The organism is Labilibacter marinus (assembly GCF_001659685.2).
Lineage (GTDB): Bacteria > Bacteroidota > Bacteroidia > Bacteroidales > Marinilabiliaceae > Saccharicrinis > Saccharicrinis marinus.
The window spans coordinates 1-21,120 of sequence record NZ_LXYE02000012.1; the positions used below are offsets into that span (position 1 = coordinate 1).

The window sequence follows — 21,120 nt, forward strand, 5'->3', positions numbered from 1 at the left end:
TAGAGTCTGAATCTATACCATCTACATCAAATGATTCGTATATACTTGAATCAGAGACTCTTCTTATTCTAATGACGCCAGAAGCAAACTGGATATTTTGATCAAATAAAAGAACTAGTTGTTGGTTTATTAATACTCCTGCGATATTTCGATCAGGACTGTAATCGCTAATAGTTGGAGCTTGTCCCCAAACTGTAAGTCCAACAATTAAAAAAATAGATAATGAAATTAACTTCTTCATTTGACTAATATTTTGTTACCACAATTCCCCGAGTGGTATGATTAATTTATTAAAAATAGATTTCTTTTTTTAAGAAAAGTTGTTGTGAGATATAGCTTTAAAAATACGTTTTATTTTCAATATAAGATTCAAAATGTTTGTAAATGAATCAAATGCTTAGATAAAACCTAGCTATTTTATTGATAGCTTGGCTAAATAGTCGTAATGAGGGCCATCTGCCACCTTTTCAAATTTAAAACCGTTTCTATCGGCATGGTGTTTTAGTAGCTCATCGTCGATAAATAACCATTTAAATGATTTCCCTTTGATATCTTTATAGTTCATGCGATAAGTAATTTCGCCATAATAATCATCATTTAAGTTGATTAATATACTACCGTCGTCATCCTCAAATAAATATCTGATGTCTGAGCTGTCTACTAGTAAGCATCCATCAGGGTTAAGTAGTGATTTTACTTTCGCAAAGAATTTCTTTAAATTCCCTGTTTCTTGTGCAATGCCAATACCATTCATCAGCATAAGTATGGTATCGTATTTATTATCCTCGGGTAAATTATAGAAATCGTCTTCAATAATATTTTTAACACCCCTTTGACGCATTACCGAACAGGCTGAGTTGCTTATTTCGTTGGCATATACTGTTTTATTGCTTTGTTGTAGGCATAAAGCATGACTTCCTGCTCCTGCTCCTACATCAAGGATGTTTCCCTTACTCAGCGTTAGGGCTTTCTTTTCGAGTTCTGGCATTTCATTAAACGACCTAAAAAGGTATTCAACAGGTAGAACATCATCTTCAACAATGTTTGATTGAACAATGATTTCTGCAGATTTATTGCCGTCCATATAATCTCGGCAAGCCGCTCCTAATGCGTCAGTTTCTAAATTCAATGTGATTAGTTTAATGATAATTGGCGAGCAAAAATACTAAATTCAATTTGTTATTACGTTGTTATGTAATATTTTGTACATTTGTAATTCAAAATTCGCTAATTGGGAAATAGACTTAATTTTTTAAAAGCAGTTTTTGCGAATCTGCTTTTATTTTTTCTACGCTTTGGATACATCTATTTACTTTGCTCCTTTACAAAGTTTTACCACTCTTCCATACTATCTAGCTTATCATAAATTTATTGGTGGGATTGATAAATATTTTACCCCATTTTACCGTGTTGAAAAAAATGGTTGTTTTGAAATTGAAGACCAACTATTTTATCGCTTGGATATTCCAATTGTACCACAAGTGCTTACTAACGAAGGTGAGGAGTTAGTAGATTTTGCCAAGCTGATATATGAAAGAGGTTTTGATGAAATTAATTTAAACCTTGGCTGTCCGTTTCCGATGGTAGTTAATAGGCAGTTAGGTTCGGGGCTGTTGCCTTATCCCGAAAGGATACGAAGGATGTTGTCTATTTATTTTGAAGCAGGTTTGCCACTAAAATTATCAGTAAAGCTGCGTCTTGGATTATTGGAGAGAAGCGAGTTTATAGCTGTGCTTGAAGTGTTAAAAGAATTTCCGTTAGAGGAAGTGATTATGCATTCGCGTTTAGGTAAGCAAAAATATAAAGGAACGCCAGATTGGGATGCTTTTGAAGAAATAAATAAAGACTATTCGTTGGTTGGAAATGGAGATATAACTTCTTTTGCTGTATTGGATGATTTAAAACTTCGTTTTCCGGAAGTGAGTGCCTGGATGATTGGGCGGGGACTTTTAATAAATCCGTGTATGTTAATACCAGAGTTAGATTGGAAAGATACCATACAAAAGCTTCATGAAGAATTTTTAACTCAGCTGCAGGAGTTTGGTTTTAGTGATCATCAAATTCTTAATCAACTAAAATGTTTTTGGGAGTACCCATCGCAGTTTTTAGATGGAGGACAGCGTATTTATCGTAAAATGAGAAGAGTAGGGGATTATCAAAAATACCTAGATTTTAAAAGTAACTTGTTAAGGTTAGAAACTATTGGCTAAGGGTGAATCCTTCGTTAATGTAATTATCCATGCTCATACAAACATCTGTTGCTAGTTGAATTCCACAATCAGCCAATTGATTCCACTGATTTTCGTTTAAACCAGCTAGACTTTGTTTGTTTAAACATAGCTTAAGTAAACCATGAATAATTCCCGCGTTAAAGTTATCGCCAGCACCTATTGTACTTATGGTTTTGATGGTTGGAACGGAATAATGATTAGCGAAATTATTGGAATGGATATAAACTCCTTTAGCATTAGCTGAGTAGATTAAATTAGTGCAATAAGGATTAACCTTAGCATAGCTATCTTCACTATTGCTGGTGTTGAAAATATTACAGAGATCTTCGTTGCTGGCTCTTACTATGTCGGCCAACTCCATATTTTCTTTTATAAATTCTAAGGTTTCGGAAGGATTATTCTTATTGGCTTTTCTAATGTTTGGGTCGTAAATGATAGTGCAACCGCATTTTTTAGCGTGCTCAGCAATTTTAACTACTTGCCTACGAATTACAGGTGATACAGCGTAAGAAGAACCAAAAAGAAAAATGTCACCTTCTTCAAATTCTGGTAAAGGAAGTGTTAATCTCTCTTCGGGATAGTTTTTATAAAAATCGTACTCGGCGTCGTTTTGGGCATTTAAAAAAGCCATGGCCAAAGCACTCTGACCATGGTTATATCTTTGTAAGTAAGAACTGTTAATGTTATTTTGGTTCAGGAAATCAACTATAATATCGCCAACTTTATCATGGCCTAGTTCACTGATAAAACAGCACTGGTGACCCAATCGAGCTAAGGAAACCATGGCATTTAAAACCGAACCTCCTGCTTTTGCAGATACTGGTTGCCCGTTCTTAAAAATGATATCAAAAACGGTCTCCCCTAAACCAAAAACTCTTCTCATCTCTATTTTACAAGTTTAGAAATAGCTTTAAAAGTATCGCTACCTGCAAAACGACAAAGTTCGAATAGAATAGATTCGTAGCTTGTAACAATAATGCCTTCTTGTAATAAACGATTGATAGCTATTCTTTTGTTTTCAGGGTTTCTTGAGCCCACACAATCTTCAATAACAATAGGTCGGTAACCTTCAGTTTTTAAATCGATAGCAGTTTGCATTAAGCAGATGTGCGCTTCAATACCAAATAAGATGGCCGTTTTATAACCTTCTTCTTCAAACTTGTGCATAAAAGGCTCATCATCGCAGCAGCTAAAAGCAGTTTTTTCAAAAGCAGGACAATCCGCTACTTTTTCGGCTACTCCTGGAATGGTTTCTCCCAGACCTTTTTTGTACTGCTCGGTAACCAACATAGGTACACCAAGAGCTTTTAGTCCTTCCACTAAAATCTCAATGTTCTTTTTTAGTTGCTCGTGTTCGTGAATGTGTGGGAATAATCTTTCTTGAATATCTACCACAAGTCCTACTGTGTTGTCTTTAAGGATTCGCATTGTATATTTGTCTATGGTTATTTTATTCTATGTTAATTACCTCGGTTGCATCATATCTCGAGGTTAATCTTATATCGTATTTATCGGATAAATGTTTAAAAGCATTCATCGCAATGTCGCCTCGGTTATTATCTTCCGAAATATGTGACAAAAATATCATTTTTAAATTCTCGGAGGCATGATTTTCTATGACTTCTACTGCTTGTTTGTTCGATAAATGACCATATTCTCCAGAAACTCTTCGTTTTAAGTAATCAGGATATCTACCCGCAGCAAGTAAATCATCATCATAATTCGATTCTAAAAATAGATAATCACATTGGTTAATTTCATTATTCACTCTTTCGCAGGTTTCGCCAATATCCGTAAAAACACCAATATTATAATTGCCTGCTTCCACCCTAAAACTGCATGGCTCTTCAGCATCATGTTTCTTTAAAAACGAATGCACCGTAATTGAGCCCACAGTAATCTTTTGTCCAGGTTCAAAGGTGTTTACATACGTAGGTTGCATGGTGTAATGACCACGTCTTAAAGTCTTTTCAGAAAGAAAAAAAGGAATATTCAGCTTTTGACTGAGTATTTTGGCTCCCTGATAATGGTCACGATGCTCGTGTGTAATAAAACCAGCCTTTAGTTTTAGAGGGTCTAAACCTCTGGCTTTCATTCTTTCAATAATCTTGCGTCTGCTTATTCCCGCATCAATAATAATAGCTTCTTCCTCGTTGCCAATGTAGTAGCAGTTTCCGTTACTCCCCGAAGCTAACGCACATATTTGAATCATAAAAATTAAATATAGTAGGTATTAATATTTGTAGCCTTGCTGTGTGTGGTTAAAAGCTCAACTGTTTCGTTGAGTGCATTTTCTAATTCACTATCTCCATCAAAGCTCATTAATATATATAGTATATCTGTTGTTTTTTCGGTAATCATAGTTCTTGTAGAGTCACTGGTAGGTGTTCCAAAAGCACCATTCTCATCCCTGAATACTGGCAGTACTTCTATGTTTACGGCTCCTCTGCCAATGCCTTCGTACGGTTCGTCCGTTTTACCTATGCCAAGGCAAATATCTCCATCAATCAAATGTGCATCATACCCACAAATTGATAAGCCTGTTTTTATAGATATATAATTCAGTACATCTACCGCATTTGATATTTGGTATAAACCTTTGCCATTTGCAATTCTTCGCATCAGCGATTCTGCTGCAGGACGATACCTATTGGGGTCTTTACCTAAGGCTCTGTAGGCATCTTTAGTTGCTTTTACTGTGCTAGTTTGTCTAATTGTTTCTGGAGTTAATGCTACTTGAATTTGTTCAAGCTGTTTATTCATCCATTGGTTTAGTTCATCAGAGCTTGGTTCAATGCTTACCGATGCTTCAATACATCCTAATTTAATCTGGGGTAATACCTTTTTAATTTCAGATGCGATAGAAATTGTTGCCATATAATGGATTTTTACAGATTCGAAAGGCAAAGGTAAATATTTATCGTTCGCCTTAAAATAAGTAAAGCAGTAATGATGTGTATTATTCTTGTTTTAGTGTTTTTTTAGTTTCTTTTGTTGAAACTAATATTCGAAACTTTTTGCCCGAGTTTAGAAATTAAACAATGCTATATTTTTATTGATATGAGTAATACTGTTATTCCGAAAGATTTAAAGTGTGTGATTTTTGATATGGATGGAGTTTTATACGATTCCATGAAAAACCATGAAGCAACTTGGGTAGGATGTTTTAAGGCGGAGGGAATTGATTTTCCAGCTTACGATGCTTATATGTACGAGGGAAGGCCAGGACATGAAACCATTGGTTGTGTTTTTAAAGAGCACCTAAATAGAGAAGCCACGCAAGAAGATAAGGAGCGTGTGTATAACGAAAAAGTACGATTAATGGGAATGGCTTCTGAGGCTGAAATGATGCCTATGATGAAGGAGCTGATTGATTTATTTAAGCAACAAGGAAAAGAGGTTTGGGTAGTGACAGGTTCGAAACAACCCACACTTTTAGACCGCCTGAATGGTGACTTTGGTATTGACTTAAATCAAATTATTAGTGCCAAAGATGTGGTTAAAGGAAAGCCAGATCCAGAGCCTTACCTAAAAGCTGTGGCAGGTTGTGGTTTTGATGCTAAACAATGTTTGGTAGTTGAAAATGCTCCTTTGGGAGTGCGTTCTGCAAAAGCAGCAGGAATAACTACGATTGCCGTAAATACAGGTATTCTGGAAGATGAGATATTGGCAAAAGAAGGGGCGGATATTGTATTGCCAGATACAAAAAGTTTGTATCCTTATGTAGAGGGTTATTTTAGAAGCTAGTAGGAAATATTTAAAATATTGAAGGATGCCTCCAACCGAGTCATCCTTTTTTATGAATAGATGGTAGCCACAAGATTGCGATGACCACCAAAATTACGAAACTCACAAAAGTAAATGCCTTGCCAGGTTCCTAGGTTTAGCTCACCATTGGTAATTGGAATACTTAACGAACAGCCAATAAGACTCGATTTTACGTGAGAAGGCATATCATCACTTCCTTCTAAAGTGTGGGTATATTCAGGAAGATTCTCAGGGACTGCATTATTCATGATGGTTTCAAAATCGACACGTACCGACGGATCCGCATTTTCATTAATGGTTAAACCAGCCGAAGTATGCTGCAAAAACAAGTTGAGTAAACCTGTTTCGGGCAAGTTAAGATTAGATTCAATAAAGCTGGTTATTAAATGAAAACCTCTGCGGAATTCAGGTAAGCGTAATAGTTTTTGTTGCACCATGAATTTTGTTTTATGCAGCTAAAAGTAACAATTATTGCAAGATGTTAAAATTCTTCATGGCAAATTCCATGGCATAATCTTCAATTTCGTTGCACACCTCTCTGTACGACAACAATCTCTCTTTATCTGTTCCTTCCGCTAAACCAGGGTTTTTAAAAGGATGACAAATAACTTTTTGAGGTTCGTGACTTAAAATAATTTCCTCCGGCGAAGAACTATCAGCAATAATTACAAATTCAAAAATATCATGGGTAAATTCTGTGATGCTTTTCGACTTGCTTTTATTAATATCAATCACCGATTCAATCATAGCTTTTTGTGCCAACATTTGTATCGGTTCTATGTGAGTTCCTGCACTTACTACTTCTGCTTTTCCTTTTAGGTAGTAACTTAACCAGCCTTCAAGCATTTGCGAGCGGGCCGAATTCTTTGCGGTGAAGACTAATATTTTTTTCATATCGAGCTAATATTTAAATGTAACCTAGGTTTTTAATTGAATGTAAAATTAAAGTTAGGCATTTACAACGCATTCAACCAATTCTCCTGCAAAGAATTTTTTAATATTATCACTCACTTGCATACTCATTTCTTCTCGAGTTTCCATTGTAGCAGTTCCTACATGAGGTGTGGCTACCACATTATCTAAGGCTAATAGAGCTTCTGGTATATGCGGTTCGTTTTCGTAAACATCTAGTCCAGCCCCAGCAATTTTACTTGCTTTAAGTGCGCTAATTAAGTCGTTTTCGTTAATTACATTCCCCCTTGCGGTGTTTATAATAAAAGCGCTAGATTTCATTAATTCCAATTCATCATGACTGATCAAGTGTTTGGTTTCTGCAGTTAAAGGCGTATTTAAGGACACTACGTCAGCAGTTTTAAGTAAATCCTTAAAAGGAATTTTGCTTGCTTGGTATTGTGTTTCAATTTCCGATGACAGAGGTCTGCGATTGTGATATATTATTTTCATGTTAAAGGCTAGGGCGCGTCGAGCCAAGGCTTGGCCAATGGCACCCATGCCAATAATGCCAAGTGTTTTACCGGTGAGCGTAGTACTTAGGTTCTTCATTACACCTACACTTACTCCTTCGGCTGTTCTTAATTTATTATTTAACGAACCTATTTTTCGAGCTGCAGCAATCATCAGGCCCATGGCTAATTCGGCAGTAGGTTCGGTAACAGGGTTTGGCGTGTTGGTAACCACAATTCCTTTTTCTGAGGCGTAGTTAATATCCACATTATCGTAACCCACCCCAAAGTTGGCAATAATTTTAAGTTGAGGAGCGCGGTCTATAACTTCCTTACTTAAGGCGTGACCAAAAACAGATACAATAGCATCGGTATTACCAATGTGTTCGTTAATTTCTTCTTCACTTATTTTATCACCTTTCGGAAAAATAACCTCATAATCACCTCCAAGTTCATCAAAGCCAGTGCTTGGGATTTTATATGTTACCAGAATTTTCTTCATAACTAAATGTGTAATAAAAAAGTAAATCTATCGTTTTTATAATGATTTAGAAAGGATAATTGTATCAGTTGCTTACTTTTGTCCTAGAACTATTATATTTAAATCTAGCTGGTAACAATTCTAATATATGCTTAAAAAGATTCTTCTTTTATTCTTCTGTGTAAGCTGTGTATTTATGCTTAAGGCGCAAAATGCAGTTGAAATTAATGGTGTGGTGAAATCAGCTAAAGGCGAATTGCTGGAGCTGGTTAATGTTTCGATAAAAGGAAATCCTGGTGGAGCCATCTCTAACGATAAAGGGGAGTTCACCTTACAAGTAAAAGCAAAGTTTCCAGTTGTTTTAGTGTTTAGTAGAATAGGTTTTCAGGTTCATGAACTTGTATTGGATAAAAAAACGGCTCAATCGAACTTGTCCATCTCTCTATCAGGGAAAACAGAATCGATAGAAACGGTAGATGTAAAAGCCAATAGAGAAGGAGATCAAAATTTTACTGCCATTGATTCAAAGTTATCTTCTGGTTTGCCCGATGCTACAGGCGGTAGTATTGAAGCGCTAGTGAAAACACAAATGGGTGTTACTTCAAATAATGAGTTGAGTTCGCAATATAGAGTACGAGGTGGAAATTTTGATGAAAACTTGGTTTATGTCAATGATATTGAGGTGTACCGTCCTTTTTTAATTAGGTCGGGTCAGCAAGAAGGTTTGAGTTTTGTAAACCCTGAATTGGTTTCAGATATTCAGTTTTCAGCAGGTGGATTTGATGCTAGGTATGGCGATAAAATGTCATCGGTACTGGATATTAAATATAAGCGGCCAACTTCGTTTGCAGGAAGTGCTTCTGTTAGTTTGCTAGGAGCCAATGCGCATGTAGAAGGAGCCAGTAAGGATAGCAAGTTTACACATATTACTGGAGTGCGTTATAAAACCAATAAATATTTATTGAGCTCAACGGATGTTACAGGCGATTATAATCCCACCTTTTTTGACGTTCAAACCTACATGACTTATCGACTGAATGATAAATGGCGTTTAGGTTTTTTAGGAAATATATCGCAGAATAAATACAATTTTAAACCTGTTGATAGACAAACTTCTTTTGGAACGATTAACGAAGCTAAAAAATTAAGTATTTATTTCGAGGGAGAGGAAGAGGATAGATTTTTAACGGGTTTTGCTGCAGGTTCGATTGATTATTCGCCCAATAGCAACAATACTTATAAGATGATCGTTTCGGGGTATCGCACCTCGGAGGATGAAAGTTTTGATATAATTGGACAATACAGGATTCATGGTCTTGAGGATGAAGATTATGTTCCAGGAGAAGACAAAATTGCAACTGGAATTGGAATAGGTACTTATCACGAACATGCTCGAAATTATTTGTTTGGAGCAATTACTAATGTGGCCTTTAGAGGAGCTCATAGAGTCAATGATAATCATATTGAGTGGTCGGTAAAATATCAACACGAACGTTTTTCGGATATCATTAACGAATGGGAGATGCGAGATTCGGCAGATTATAGTATTCCGATTAACCCAGAAAAATTGGATTTAGTATATGCTTATAATGCCGAAAATGATATCTCATCCAATAGGTTTACCGCTTTTGTACAAGATAATAAACGTTTTGCAATAGGTGATGCGAATTTAGATGTTGCAGTAGGTATTAGAGCCAATTATTGGGATTTTAATAATGAGCTATTGATAAGTCCAAGAGTGAGCTTTTTGTTGCGTCCTGAATGGGAGCGTGATTTTCGTTTTAAACTAGCCACCGGTATTTATTATCAGTCTCCTTTTTATAAGGAATACCGCACACCTGAAGGAGAAATTAATTACGATATTAAAGCGCAAAAATCGATACATTTTGTAACTGGATTCGACTATTATTTTAAGCTGAACGAACGTTCATTTAAATATGCCACCGAGCTGTATTATAAAAAGATGACTAACCTGATTCCTTATCATATAGATAATGTGAGAATAAGATATTCGGCAGAGAATAATGCCAAAGGCTATGCGGCTGGTATAGATATGAAAATAAATGGCGAGTTTGTTAAGGGCGTGGAGTCTTGGGCAAGTCTTTCACTGATGCAAACGGAAGAAGATATAGCTGATGATTCGTATGTTAATGGAGATGGAGAAACCATTTATCCAGGATATATTCCACGACCGTCCGACCAACGCTTAAACTTCAGTATAATGTTGCAGGATTATTTTAGAAATAACCCATCATTTAAAGTAAACCTTAACTTTTTATACGGAACGGGTTTGCCTTTCGGACCTCCGCGTTCACCACGTTATATGGCTATTAATCGCATGCCAGCTTATCGTAGGGTAGATATTGGTTTTTCCAAAGAAATAACGGGTTCGCAGTTACATCCAACCCGCGAAATAGGGGTGTTTAAAAATCTTTGGATCGGTCTTGAGGTATTTAACTTATTTAATATCAATAATACTATTTCCTACTTTTGGGTAACCGATGTGAATAATCGCCAATATGCCGTGCCTAATTATTTAACTTCTCGCAGGCTTAATTTAAAGATTGTAACCAGATTCTAATTACTGAGCTGTTCATTGAAAAGCTATTTGCTTAGCTTTTGGGAGATCCTCCCGTACAAGAAGTTAATCCTCCTTTAAAAATATTGATCCTCCAGGTTAATTCATACGTCCTCCCAAGGAGGACGAGGTGTTGAAGTAGGAGGACGAGGCGATCTTTGACAGGACGCATATGGTATAGTGGAGGACGAGTAAAAATATGCGGAGCGATGCATTATAATGTAAAAGGGGTAATTCTAAAATAGAAATCAACTAAGCTGATATTTCTCATCAACTCGAATGTGGTATTCTTTATACCTTTAGCGTTCGCGAAACAATAATAAAAACGATATAGTAATGAGTAATATTCAGATGACCCAACAGGAATATATTGATAGAGAAGACCAATTTGGAGCGCATAATTATCATCCGCTACCAGTGGTTTTAGATAAAGGAGAAGGCATTTTTGTATGGGATACCGATGGTAAAAAGTATTACGATTTTCTTTCGGCATATTCGGCAGTAAATCAAGGTCACTGTCATCCTAAAATTATTAAAGCACTTACCGATCAAGCTTCGAAGCTAACTTTAACCTCGCGTGCTTTTTATAGCAGCGTATTGGGTGAGTTTGAAGAATATATAACCAAATACTTTGGATACGATAAGGTATTGCCTATGAACACAGGTGCTGAGGCTGATGAAACAGCTATTAAACTATGTAGGAAATGGGGATATACGAAAAAAGGTATTGCAGAGAATGAAGCTAAAATTATAGTCTGTGATGGAAACTTTCATGGCCGTACTATAACTATTATATCCATGTCAACCGATCCAGATTCATACAAAGGATTTGGGCCATATACACCGGGTTTCGAAGTAGTTCCATATAATGATATTGCAGCTTTGGAGCAAGCATTATCAGATCCAACAGTAGCAGGATTTTTAGTAGAGCCTATCCAAGGAGAAGCAGGTGTTTATGTGCCTGAAGATGGTTATTTGAAAAAAGCTTACGATTTATGTAAGGCCAATAATGTATTATTTATTGCCGATGAGGTGCAAACAGGAATTGCACGTACAGGTAAAATGTTAGCTTGCGATTACGAAGACGTTCGTCCTGATGTATTGATTTTAGGAAAAGCAGTTTCGGGAGGTGTATTTCCTGTGTCCGCTGTATTGGCTGATGATGATATCATGTTATGCATTAAGCCAGGTGAACATGGTTCAACTTATGGTGGAAATCCGCTAGGTTGTAAAGTGGCTATTGCTGCATTGCAGGTTATAAAAGATGAAAACTTAGAAGAGAATTCAACTCGTTTAGGAGAGATTTTTAGGACTGAGTTAAGTAGTATTGATTCAGAGATGATTGAGTTGGTGCGCGGAAAAGGTCTTTTAAATGCAGTTGTTATTAAACCTAAAAAGGGAAAAACAGCTTGGGATGTGTGTGTGGCTATGAAGGAGAATGGATTAATTGCCAAGCCAACCCATGGTAATATTATTCGTTTTGCTCCGCCATTGGTTATTACCGAAGAAGAACTAAGAGCAGCGTTACAAATTATAAAAGATACTTTTGCTCAGTTTGAGTAAAGAAGAAAGAGCCTTTTGATGGGTTAAAATATTAGATATGAAAAGCATTGTTCTACGTGAGCAATGCTTTTCATTTTTTAGGTTGTTTTACTAATGGCTATTGTCTATTGACCGATTGCGAGCTAACTATTGTTTTCAATAACTTGGTGCGTAATAATAATCTACCTATCTTTTGTTTGACTAAATAAATACTTCACATCATGGAAAAAAGCTTAGCGTTACTGCATCATAGATTAAAGAAAATAGACGAACGTAAATTTGATTTAAACAGCTGGAAGAAGGGTACTATAGCTGTGTTAGATTCTATACTTGGAGAAGGAAATCTGAAGCGTAAGCAGATTGAAGAAATAGAATTTGAAAATAATAGTTGGTCCTTACGAGATACTACAGGTGATGTAGAATCTATAAAAAAGGCCTGTGCTGATGTGCTCGAAACCATTATTCTGGAAATTGAGACCTTTGGTCTAGCAGAACCCATTGAGAAGCTTGATAAAAAAGAAAAGACTTCAAGTACCTCTAAACCCATAGAAAAAGCCATTCGTAAAGAGTTAAGTCAATCTCAGTTGGATGAGTTAATGACCTTGGTCAAACAAAAAGATGTTGACTTTAATGAAGTGGTAGATAAATTCAAACGTTTCGGTTACGAGGTAGCTCCACGAATATTAGCAAATATAATCCTAAATAAGGAAGTAAAGAAGAGTTTGGGGAAGTAGAGCATTTTTTACTCGTGGGGTATAAACTTCACTGCGGTAGATTTAAAACTTACCCATACATTTTTATTTAATTCCAGTTGAAGATGCTTAACCGATTCGTTAGTAACATGTGCAGTAATTTCAATGCCAATGTCAATAAGCAGTTCCATGCCGTGTATGTTAGGGAATATGTCGATGATTTTACCTTCGAAATTATTTAATGTGCTGGATGGGTTGTTTGCTGCTGAAACGATAACATCTTCACTTCTAAATAAAATGTATCCATCACTGTCTGCAGTTTCTTTGTAATGATGAACCTTTACTTTATCCTCAGCAATAGATAGATTCTCTGACAAACCTTTTGCGCTAAAAAAGTTTTTTATTCCGGTAAAATTGGCTAAAAATTTAGATTTGGGATTATTGAATACTTCTTTAGAAGTGCCCGTTTGAATGAGCTCTCCTTGATAAATAACAGCCACTCTTTCAGCTAAAGAAATAGCCTCTTCGTAATCGTGGGTAACATGAACAATGGTGATGCCCATGCGGTTAATCTTTCGCAATAAAAAGCGCAACTCACTTTTAAGTTGGGCATCCACTGAAGCAAGAGGCTCGTCCAATAACAAATACTTTGGTTCTAATACCAGTGTTCTGGCTAAAGCCAGTCTTTGTTTTTCTCCTCCAGAAAGGGTTGAAGGCATTCGATCCAATAAATGATCTATATTCATTAAAGCAGCAAAACGATGTACTATTTCTTTGGCTTTAGTTTTAGGTGTACCCATGTTTTTTAACGGATACATGATGTTTTTATAAACGGACATGTGCGGAAATACAGCGTGATCCTGAAAGACGATGCCTATATCTCTATGCTGTATTTTTTCGTGGGTAATATCCTGTTCCGAAAGAACAATTGAACCCGAGTCTGGCTTTAAGAGTCCTGCAATCATTTCAAGTAAAACAGATTTGCCAGCGCCAGAGATGCCTAGGATTACAAAGTACTCTTTTTCTTTCACGCTAATGTTAATGTTATTCAGCGAAAACTCACCTAGGTTTTTGCTAATATTCTTTAATTCAAGCATGGCGTTGTTGTTCTTTGTTTTTAACCAGCAACCTTAGAGTTACAAAAAATATCAAGCATATGGCTATAAATAATACAGCTGCAGGACGTGCATAGGCCAGTCCGTAACTGGTAAACCATTCGTAAACTAAAACGGGTGTAATCATAGGATGATATGCCACAATTACTACAGCGCCAAATTCACTCATTCCTCGGGCAAACATCATAATAAATCCTGATAGAATACTTCGTGATGCCAATGGTAATGATATGGTAAAAAAAGTTTTGGTTGGAGAGGCTTTCAAATTTAAAGCTACTTTTTCTAGGCGTACAGGTACTGCTTCAAATCCATCGCGAGCAGCATTAAATAAAAATGGAATGCTAACAAATGCCATGGCCAACGCAATACCAATGGGATGATCGATCAGGTTTAGTCCGACTGAATCTGCTGCTTTACCAATAACCGAGTCTCGTGAAATAAAACCCAATACAGCTATACCAGCGGCAGAATGCGGTATAACTATAGGTAGGTCGATAATACCAGAAATAATCTTTTTACCAGGAAACTCCTTTCGAGCCATTAAATAGGCCAGCGGGATAATTAGAAAGGCAAAAAATAAGGTACCACCAAATGAGGTAAGAATAGTTAGTTTTATACTATCAATCACTTCTTTGTTTTGTACCACCTCAAAGAAACTGCTGGGCGAAGTAGATAGTACCATTCCCGTAAGGGGTGCTACAATAAATAGTAATAATAGCCCTCCTAAAAATACAAATACCAGATATAGTGGCTGAAGTTTATTCATTTTTATGGGTAAACAATGTTGGATTGATTGTAAACATAACAAAAGCCCATTGATTAAGTTTGGTTTTGTCTCCTCCTTTTAATAATTCCATAGTATTGGAAGCAAGCATAATAGAATAGCCACCTTGAATACTCATATAATCATTAAATTTTTTCTTCACCGTAAGGTCTATTTCCTGTCCTAAGTATTTATCTACGGATTGAGTATTGTTATCTGGTAAATAACTTTGGTGTAAGAAGAACTGATGATAAGCTAGTTTTACTGATGTTTTATTTTTAAAACTGTAATCCAATTTAGTAAAAGGGTTAACTAATCCTACTTGTTTAGTTGTTGAAGGTGTGCTAAAATAATCAATACGTCCGTTAAATTTATGACGAGCTCCAAGTAAAATATCAAAGGCTTTGTTAGTCGTATTATCCGTGTCGGAATAATCATTACCACTAAAAGTTTCAAAGCCCAATTGAATACCTGCATTGGAGCTTATCTTATAGTTGACTTCACAATTTAAGTAAAATGCACTCACATCTTCTCCTGTATATAACTTACCCCCTTGGAAAAATCCTTGCGCTTTAAATTTAATATCTCCAATGGCCTGTTTGTATATTAAGCCCGAAGTATATCGATAATTTAAATGTTCAGGATTGTTGATTTCTTCACCTTCTATTTCTTTTACTTCTTCATGACCATCCACAAGAGTTAGAAAAGAAAGTTGAGCTTTGTTAAATTTTTTGCTCAACCAAAGTATATTCAAATTCTTATAATAAAACGAGGCTGTTAATCCATCATACATGTAATCGGTGCCTATGTTGTTTTCTTTGTTTTGATTCCAGGCAGAGAATATTTCTAAATTAAAATCATTTTTAAGATAACTCAACATGGCACCGTCATGAGCGGCTCCAACCTGGTTCCAATTTACTGCAGATAGTAATCTTCCGTTATCATATTGAAACGATTGTCTTCCAATTTTTAAACGTGTATATTCGCCTAGTTTTACAGATGCCCAAGCTTCGTGAATACCAGCAGTGGGAATGTCTTTTTTCCACATTTGATCGCCCCAAACGCGATAATCGTAAATGGTAAAGCGAGTCTGTACAAGTTCATTTTTAAAGTCCACTCTTAAGCGTGAGCGCTGACTGACAAATGCTGCTGGTTTATCACCTTCCTTTTTTAAGGTTTTATAGCCATCTCTAAACTCCATTCTAGGTCGAATAGTTGTACTAATTTTAAACTCAGATTGAGAGCGTGCATTTGTTGGAACTAATAGTATGCTTAATAGGAATAATATAGTTTGTATTGCTGTTTTCATTCTTAATAATAGTATAGCTGTTCTAGACCTAAAGTTATCTTCGGGTTAAAAACTCTATTGATTACGATACCTTTTAAAGAGTAGGTTTTAAAAGGTATTCTTAATGTATGATGATATTATAAACGTAGGTGCCAGATTATTTTTATTTGCTTAATGCAAATTCTTTAAGATTTTCTGGTATTGCATCGAATGATTCAGTTGGTGAAGGAACTACATCGGGTTGTCCGTTCTTTTTCATGATAGCCAAACCTTTTTCCTCTTTTAATAAGAAGGTTAAAAACTGCATAGCTATCTCCTTGTTGGGAGCATCTTTAATTAAGGTAAGCCCATAAACCATCGGTTCTCCTTGTTTTGTGATTATTTCACCAGGTTTTTTTCCGCTAATGTTAACGGTAGCTTGTTGATAGAATTCTGCTAAATCTGGTTTTTTAAGGTTGATAGAGTCGGGTAGTACTACATATTTTAAGCCGTGTTGCTCAGCTACTGAACGGTATAAAAAGATGTAATCGATAGCATGAGATTCTAAAAGGCCTAATAAATCGGTTTCTTTTGGGCGGATGTATTTCTGATTCTTATTTAATAGTTGGTCGGCTAAACCTTCTTTAGCATAGTACTTTTCTGCTAGTTTACTTGTTAATACAGCTCTGTAACCGCAAGGATCTGCATTGGGATCTGATCTTCCAAAGGCCACCTCATCTTTAGCTAAAATTTCGTGCCAATTGCTTTCGTTTATTACGTCTGAAAATTTAGAGCCATCATGATAAACAATGGTCATTTCGTTGGAGGCAAATTTAATATTCCAGTCTGCATAATCAGGAATAAGTAATTTATCTATTACGGTATAGTCGGCTGAAGCCATAATGTCGCAGGATTTTTTTAAATCGGTAATCTTGCGTGCACATTTTCTACTACCAGCACCTTCTAATAAAACTTTAACATGGGGGTATTCTTTGTTGAACTCGGTAACTATTTGCTTAAAAGGAACAGTTAAACTTCCTGCATGAAATATGATGAGTTCTTTTGAGTTGTTATTGTTTGATGAACTTTGTTTTTGGTTTACACATGAAAAGGTAAGAAATGAAAATGCTAAAAATAGCATTGATAATTTTAGGTTAATTGTTTTCATTAGTTGTTTTTTATATGTCTGTGGTTTGTTTTTTTACCTCCCATGTATTAGATAGTGTGGTTTTTCTGGGGAGATACTATTTCGATATGCACAATAATGCATGTCGCCACAAAAATATATATTATTATCAGGTATGTATTAAGATTGATGTTTTTTAAGACGAGGAGGCCCTACTTTTTATTTCGTCTAAATAATGGATGGTATTTGTAAGTAGTTTTAATCAATGGATAAGGTTAAGTTCTCTCACTCAAATAGTCCAATAGTCCAAAAATAGCTTTTTTATTCTCTTCAAAAAATGATTTCTCATTGATGATTTCTTGTGCAGATTGGATTTTTGATTCTCCATCAACCAATTCATGACCACAGTTTTTTACCATGTCTTGGATAGTGGCTTCTGTTTGCTCTAAATGAAATTGTAATCCGATGGCTTTAGTTCCTATGCTAAATGCTTGACTAGTGACTTCATTTGTGGATGCTAGGTGTTGGGCTTGTGCAGGTAATTCAAAAGTATCTCCATGCCAATGGAAAACGGTAGGGGTGGAGCTTGTAAAGTGGATGGGGTTTTCCTCATTTAATAGTGTAACAGGAAACCAGCCAATTTCTTTTAAAGGTCCAGGGTAAACTTTAGCACCCATAGCGGCAGCCATAAATTGTGAACCCAAACAGATGCCCAATACAGCTTTATCCGCCTCAATGGCCAATTTTATAAATTGTAGCTCCTCTGCTAGCCAGCTATATTCATCCGTGTCATAAACACCCATGGGACCGCCCATCACAATCAGCATATCAATGCTATCGAGTTTAGGTAGAGCATCACTGTTAAATTGCCTGGTACAAGTTAGAGCGTGGTTATTGTTAATAACCCACTCTTCAATGTTTCCAAGCCCTTCAAAAGGCACATGTTGTATCCAATGTATGTTCATTTGCGATAGTGTCAAGTGTCAAGACGAAAGCCAAACTAGAAAGATGAAAAGTATCAAGATTTGAAGATTACAGGTTCAAATCTTGATATATGATAATGTTCGTCTAACAAAAACTACATTTTTTCTGGAACATCAACGCCTAGCAACCACATCGCGTTTTTGAGTGTTTTAGCTACTGTTTTGCACAGTACTAAACGCATCATACGTATGTTTTCGTCCTCTTCAAATAAAATAGGACAATCGTGATAAAACTGGTTGTATGCCTTCGCTAAATCAAAAGCAAAGTTCGCTATAACAGCAGGCGAAAGGGTTTTTCCAGCTTCGGCAACCACATTAGGGAAATTAGCAATGGTTCTAATCAAGTTGTTTTCCTTTTCGCCAATTTCAACGTTAGTTGGCGCCTTGTCCGAAATTTCAATTCCTTTTTCTGCTGCCTTTCGGAATATAGATTTAATACGAGCGTGCGTGTATTGTATAAAAGGACCAGTGTTTCCATTAAAGTCAATAGACTCCTCAGGATTAAAGGTCATGTTTTTACGTGGGTCAACTTTAAGGATAAAATACTTTAAAGCGCCGTGAGCAATCATTTTAAATACTTCTTCAGCTTCTTCTTCGGTGTAACCATCAAGCTTTCCTAACTCTTTCGACATTTGGCGAGCGGTTTTTACCATCTCGTCCACCAAGTCATCAGCATCAACTACAGTACCTTCTCTCGATTTCATTTTACCATGCGGAAGTTCAACCATTCCGTAAGAGAAATGCATCAAGTCTTTTCCCCATTTAAAACCAAGCTTATCTAGCAATAGAGCCAATACCTGAAAGTGATAATCTTGCTCATTACCTACAACATAAACCATTTTGTCAATGTCAAAATCGTCGTAGCGTAGTTTGGCAGTACCAATATCCTGAGTCATATAAACTGAAGTTCCGTCTTTACGCAATAACAGTTTTTCATCTAAACCTTTATCCGATAAATCACACCAAACGCTGCCATCTTCTCTGCGGTAAAAAGCACCTTTTTCAAGTCCTTGAAGAACCATGTCTTTACCTTCGGTGTAGGTTTCCGATTCGTAATAAATCTTGTCGAAATCAACCCCAAGCTTTTTATAGGTAACATCAAATCCAGCATAAACCCATTGGTTCATCATCTTCCAATCGGCGTAAACTTCTTTATCTTTAGCTTCCCATTTAAGCAGCATTTCGCGTGCTTCAATAATTAAAGGCGCATTGTTTTCGGCATATTTGCTTAATTCTTCGCAAGCCTTTAATTGCTCAACTTCTGTCTCGTTTAAACCTTCTTTGGTTTTCTTTTTAGCTTTTAAAGCAGAAAAAGTAGCCTTGAAGTCTTCGCTATCTTTTATAGGAGTATACTCCGAAATTTTTTCTTCGATGATAGTGCTGATTTCTGCTTTGTACTTTTTATCGAACATCACATAAAAATCACCCACTAAGTGGTCGCCCTTTTTACCCGTAGATTCGGGCGTGCAGCCTTCACCCCATTTTTTCCATGCCAACATTGATTTACAGATATGAATACCTCTATCGTTTACAATGTTAGTTTTTACCACTCTGTTACCGTTTGCCTCTGCAATTCTAGAAACAGAATATCCCAACAGGTTGTTTCTGATGTGACCAAGGTGTAGTGGTTTGTTGGTATTTGGCGAAGAATATTCAATCATCACCAAGGGCGAATTTTCATCTGCAGTTACATAACCATGTTTGTCTTGAGCAACAATTTCGTTCACTAAGTTTAACCAATAATCGGCAGCCAACTCAATGTTCAAGAAGCCTTTAACTACGTTAAAATTGGAAACGGTTTCGTCGTTGTTTTTAATATACTCACCAATATCATTAGCAGTATCTTCAGGCGATTTTTTAGAAACTTTTAATAATGGAAAAACCACAATGGTGAAATCTCCCGTTAAATCTTTACGAGTGATTTGTACCTGTGCTTGTTTCTCATTTATTTCCTGTCCGTATAACTCTTTAACTGCGGCAATTAGTTTGCCTTTTAGCTGCATTTCAATATTCATAGCTATGCTTTTCTGCGTATTTTATTTCAATGAAAGTGCAAAGATAAAAAAGTTATGCTTTTACACGATACTAATTCATCTGTACATCAGGGTAATTGTATTTAGCATTTTAAAACCACCTCCCCACTCATTCTTCGCGGTACTCCTCCTTGAAAAGAAGGAGAGCTTGATTTGCATGATTTTTAATGATTTAAGATATGAGCTTGCTTGGATGCTGCACTGAATTTGAAGTTCTGTTAAACTCTTTTTGAATGCCTACTGTTGTCGGTCTATGAACTCCGCTGCACTTTCCCCTCCTGAATCTTAGGCGGGGTGGTATATTAAATACTTGTTTAAATGCGATTGCCGTGATCTGTACCTATATAATTATGCTATACATGGTAGATGCAGGTATGAAAAAGGGGAGTGGTTGAAATGAAGAAAGGTTGAGAGCCTATTATGTCTATTAATTTGTCAACTCAAAGCTAATGTCGATAAGGTATTCGCTGCTTATGTTTTGTCCGTGGTATGTGGCAGGTATCCATTCCCAATTGTTGGGCATCGTTTTTGCCACACGCATGACTTCTTTATCTAGTAATGGATGAAGCTTTTCTTTGATATACAAACTCGTGATGTCTCCTTTTTTGTTGATGTTGATGGCTAAAACAACCTTTCCTGTGATGTCTTTGTTTTTGGCTTCTGTTGGGTAATGTATTCGTCTTACCATAAACAAATATGGGATAATGGGACTCCCATGAAAGAGAATAGGCGTCTCTAAATATTCATCAGGTGTTTGTTTGTTAGAGATCTTTACCACCTTGTTGTTGGTGTAATCATATTCAAATTCGAATACGCCATCCAGCGAAAAATAAGCCCACTTGCCATATTTTTCGTTGTTTTTAAAGGCGCCTCGTTCTATCACATAGTTCTTATATTTTTTAATATATCGACCGCTTTTAATGGAAGTGTCCGATTTAAGCACAAGGAATTCTTCGTAAAAAGCATTGTTCGATTTGCGAATGGTTTTTACTTGAGCAAATGTTGAGAAAGCAAATACAAAAAGTAATATGACCGATAGCGTATATTTCAAAGTAGTAGCTTTTGTTTAAAGTAAAATTACGTAAATGAAAGGAAAGTTCAAAACCCCGTTAATCAAGGAGTTTTTTGAGAAAAGTAG

The 21,120-nt window shown here is 36.2% G+C and carries 21 protein-coding genes; 5 read left to right on the top strand and 16 right to left on the bottom strand.

All coding sequences use genetic code 11. From position 1 onward, the window contains the following. The coding region (locus A8L32_RS05100; RefSeq protein ID WP_143525021.1) for a hypothetical protein at positions 1-241 on the bottom strand (241 nt) is incomplete at its 3' end. A 171-nt stretch (positions 242-412) separates the two neighbouring features. Continuing rightward, complete coding sequence (locus tag A8L32_RS05105; RefSeq protein ID WP_233145455.1) at positions 413-1,129, bottom strand: class I SAM-dependent methyltransferase; 717 nt, start codon at positions 1,127-1,129, stop codon at positions 413-415. A gap of 166 nt (positions 1,130-1,295) precedes the next feature. Here A8L32_RS05105 and A8L32_RS05110 point away from each other — a divergent pair, with 166 nt between their 5' ends. Beyond that, positions 1,296-2,210 (top strand): tRNA-dihydrouridine synthase family protein, encoded by a 915-nt coding sequence (locus tag A8L32_RS05110; RefSeq protein WP_066628417.1) that lies wholly within the window; start codon positions 1,296-1,298, stop codon positions 2,208-2,210. Here the strand turns inward: A8L32_RS05110 and A8L32_RS05115 are convergent. From A8L32_RS05115 to A8L32_RS05130, 4 genes are read right to left on the bottom strand one after another with little or no spacing between them, the layout of a single operon-like run. Beyond that, positions 2,200-3,114, bottom strand: coding sequence for a carbohydrate kinase family protein (locus A8L32_RS05115; RefSeq protein WP_066628418.1), 915 nt, complete (start codon positions 3,112-3,114; stop codon positions 2,200-2,202). The genes A8L32_RS05110 and A8L32_RS05115 overlap by 11 nt on opposite strands. A gap of 2 nt (positions 3,115-3,116) precedes the next feature. Continuing rightward, a complete protein-coding gene (locus A8L32_RS05120) occupies positions 3,117-3,659 on the bottom strand; it encodes a hydrolase (protein WP_066628421.1) in 543 nt (180 codons plus the stop codon). A gap of 22 nt (positions 3,660-3,681) precedes the next feature. Beyond that, entirely contained in the window at positions 3,682-4,443 is a 762-nt protein-coding gene (locus A8L32_RS05125) for an MBL fold metallo-hydrolase (protein ID WP_066628424.1), read from the bottom strand. Between the two features lie 5 nt (positions 4,444-4,448). After that, complete coding sequence (locus tag A8L32_RS05130; RefSeq protein WP_066628426.1) at positions 4,449-5,108, bottom strand: B3/B4 domain-containing protein; 660 nt, start codon at positions 5,106-5,108, stop codon at positions 4,449-4,451. Positions 5,109-5,291: 183 nt separating this feature from the next. On the opposite strand from A8L32_RS05130, the gene A8L32_RS05135 reads away from it, so the two are divergent. Beyond that, positions 5,292-5,978, top strand: coding sequence for an HAD family hydrolase (locus tag A8L32_RS05135; protein ID WP_083631188.1), 687 nt, complete (start codon positions 5,292-5,294; stop codon positions 5,976-5,978). A 50-nt stretch (positions 5,979-6,028) separates the two neighbouring features. Here the strand turns inward: A8L32_RS05135 and A8L32_RS05140 are convergent, their stop codons facing one another. The 3 genes from A8L32_RS05140 to A8L32_RS05150 are packed head-to-tail and all read right to left on the bottom strand — an operon-like array spanning position 6,029 to position 7,904. Beyond that, positions 6,029-6,436: a secondary thiamine-phosphate synthase enzyme YjbQ gene (locus A8L32_RS05140; RefSeq protein ID WP_066628429.1), complete on the bottom strand. Its 408-nt coding sequence runs from the start codon at positions 6,434-6,436 to the stop codon at positions 6,029-6,031. Positions 6,437-6,467: 31 nt separating this feature from the next. After that, entirely contained in the window at positions 6,468-6,893 is a 426-nt protein-coding gene (locus tag A8L32_RS05145; protein ID WP_066628433.1) for an arsenate reductase/protein-tyrosine-phosphatase family protein, read from the bottom strand. A 54-nt stretch (positions 6,894-6,947) separates the two neighbouring features. After that, positions 6,948-7,904, bottom strand: coding sequence for an NAD(P)-dependent oxidoreductase (locus tag A8L32_RS05150; RefSeq protein WP_066628436.1), 957 nt, complete (start codon positions 7,902-7,904; stop codon positions 6,948-6,950). A 127-nt stretch (positions 7,905-8,031) separates the two neighbouring features. On the opposite strand from A8L32_RS05150, the gene A8L32_RS05155 reads away from it, so the two are divergent. The 3 genes from A8L32_RS05155 (at position 8,032) to A8L32_RS05165 (ending at position 12,737) form a co-directional block, all read left to right on the top strand. Continuing rightward, positions 8,032-10,464, top strand: coding sequence for a TonB-dependent receptor (locus tag A8L32_RS05155; protein ID WP_066628443.1), 2,433 nt, complete (start codon positions 8,032-8,034; stop codon positions 10,462-10,464). Between the two features lie 333 nt (positions 10,465-10,797). Then, positions 10,798-12,024 carry an ornithine--oxo-acid transaminase gene (gene rocD / locus A8L32_RS05160; RefSeq protein WP_233145456.1) on the top strand — a complete coding sequence of 409 codons (1,227 nt, stop codon included), beginning with the start codon at positions 10,798-10,800 and terminating at the stop codon, positions 12,022-12,024. Positions 12,025-12,224: 200 nt separating this feature from the next. After that, a complete protein-coding gene (locus A8L32_RS05165; RefSeq protein WP_066628446.1) occupies positions 12,225-12,737 on the top strand; it encodes a hypothetical protein in 513 nt (170 codons plus the stop codon). Positions 12,738-12,745: 8 nt separating this feature from the next. On the opposite strand, the gene A8L32_RS05170 is transcribed toward A8L32_RS05165, so the two are convergent. From A8L32_RS05170 to A8L32_RS05200, 7 genes are all read right to left on the bottom strand, one after another. Beyond that, positions 12,746-13,792 carry an ABC transporter ATP-binding protein gene (locus tag A8L32_RS05170; protein ID WP_066628464.1) on the bottom strand — a complete coding sequence of 349 codons (1,047 nt, stop codon included), beginning with the start codon at positions 13,790-13,792 and terminating at the stop codon, positions 12,746-12,748. Further along, positions 13,785-14,576 carry an ABC transporter permease gene (locus A8L32_RS05175; RefSeq protein WP_066628467.1) on the bottom strand — a complete coding sequence of 264 codons (792 nt, stop codon included), beginning with the start codon at positions 14,574-14,576 and terminating at the stop codon, positions 13,785-13,787. Before A8L32_RS05175 ends, A8L32_RS05170 begins: the two co-directional genes overlap by 8 nt. After that, entirely contained in the window at positions 14,569-15,882 is a 1,314-nt protein-coding gene (locus tag A8L32_RS05180) for an alginate export family protein (RefSeq protein WP_083631189.1), read from the bottom strand. Before A8L32_RS05180 ends, A8L32_RS05175 begins: the two co-directional genes overlap by 8 nt. Before the next feature lie 142 nt (positions 15,883-16,024). Continuing rightward, positions 16,025-17,008 carry a tungstate ABC transporter substrate-binding protein WtpA gene (wtpA, locus tag A8L32_RS05185; RefSeq protein ID WP_066628471.1) on the bottom strand — a complete coding sequence of 328 codons (984 nt, stop codon included), beginning with the start codon at positions 17,006-17,008 and terminating at the stop codon, positions 16,025-16,027. 233 nt (positions 17,009-17,241) lie between these two features. Further along, complete coding sequence (locus A8L32_RS05190; RefSeq protein WP_066628480.1) at positions 17,242-17,931, bottom strand: glutamine amidotransferase-related protein; 690 nt, start codon at positions 17,929-17,931, stop codon at positions 17,242-17,244. Between the two features lie 113 nt (positions 17,932-18,044). Beyond that, positions 18,045-19,964: an arginine--tRNA ligase gene (gene argS, locus A8L32_RS05195; RefSeq protein ID WP_066628485.1), complete on the bottom strand. Its 1,920-nt coding sequence runs from the start codon at positions 19,962-19,964 to the stop codon at positions 18,045-18,047. A 445-nt stretch (positions 19,965-20,409) separates the two neighbouring features. After that, a complete protein-coding gene (locus tag A8L32_RS05200; protein ID WP_066628487.1) occupies positions 20,410-21,033 on the bottom strand; it encodes an energy transducer TonB in 624 nt (207 codons plus the stop codon). Positions 21,034-21,120: the final 87 nt, after the last annotated feature.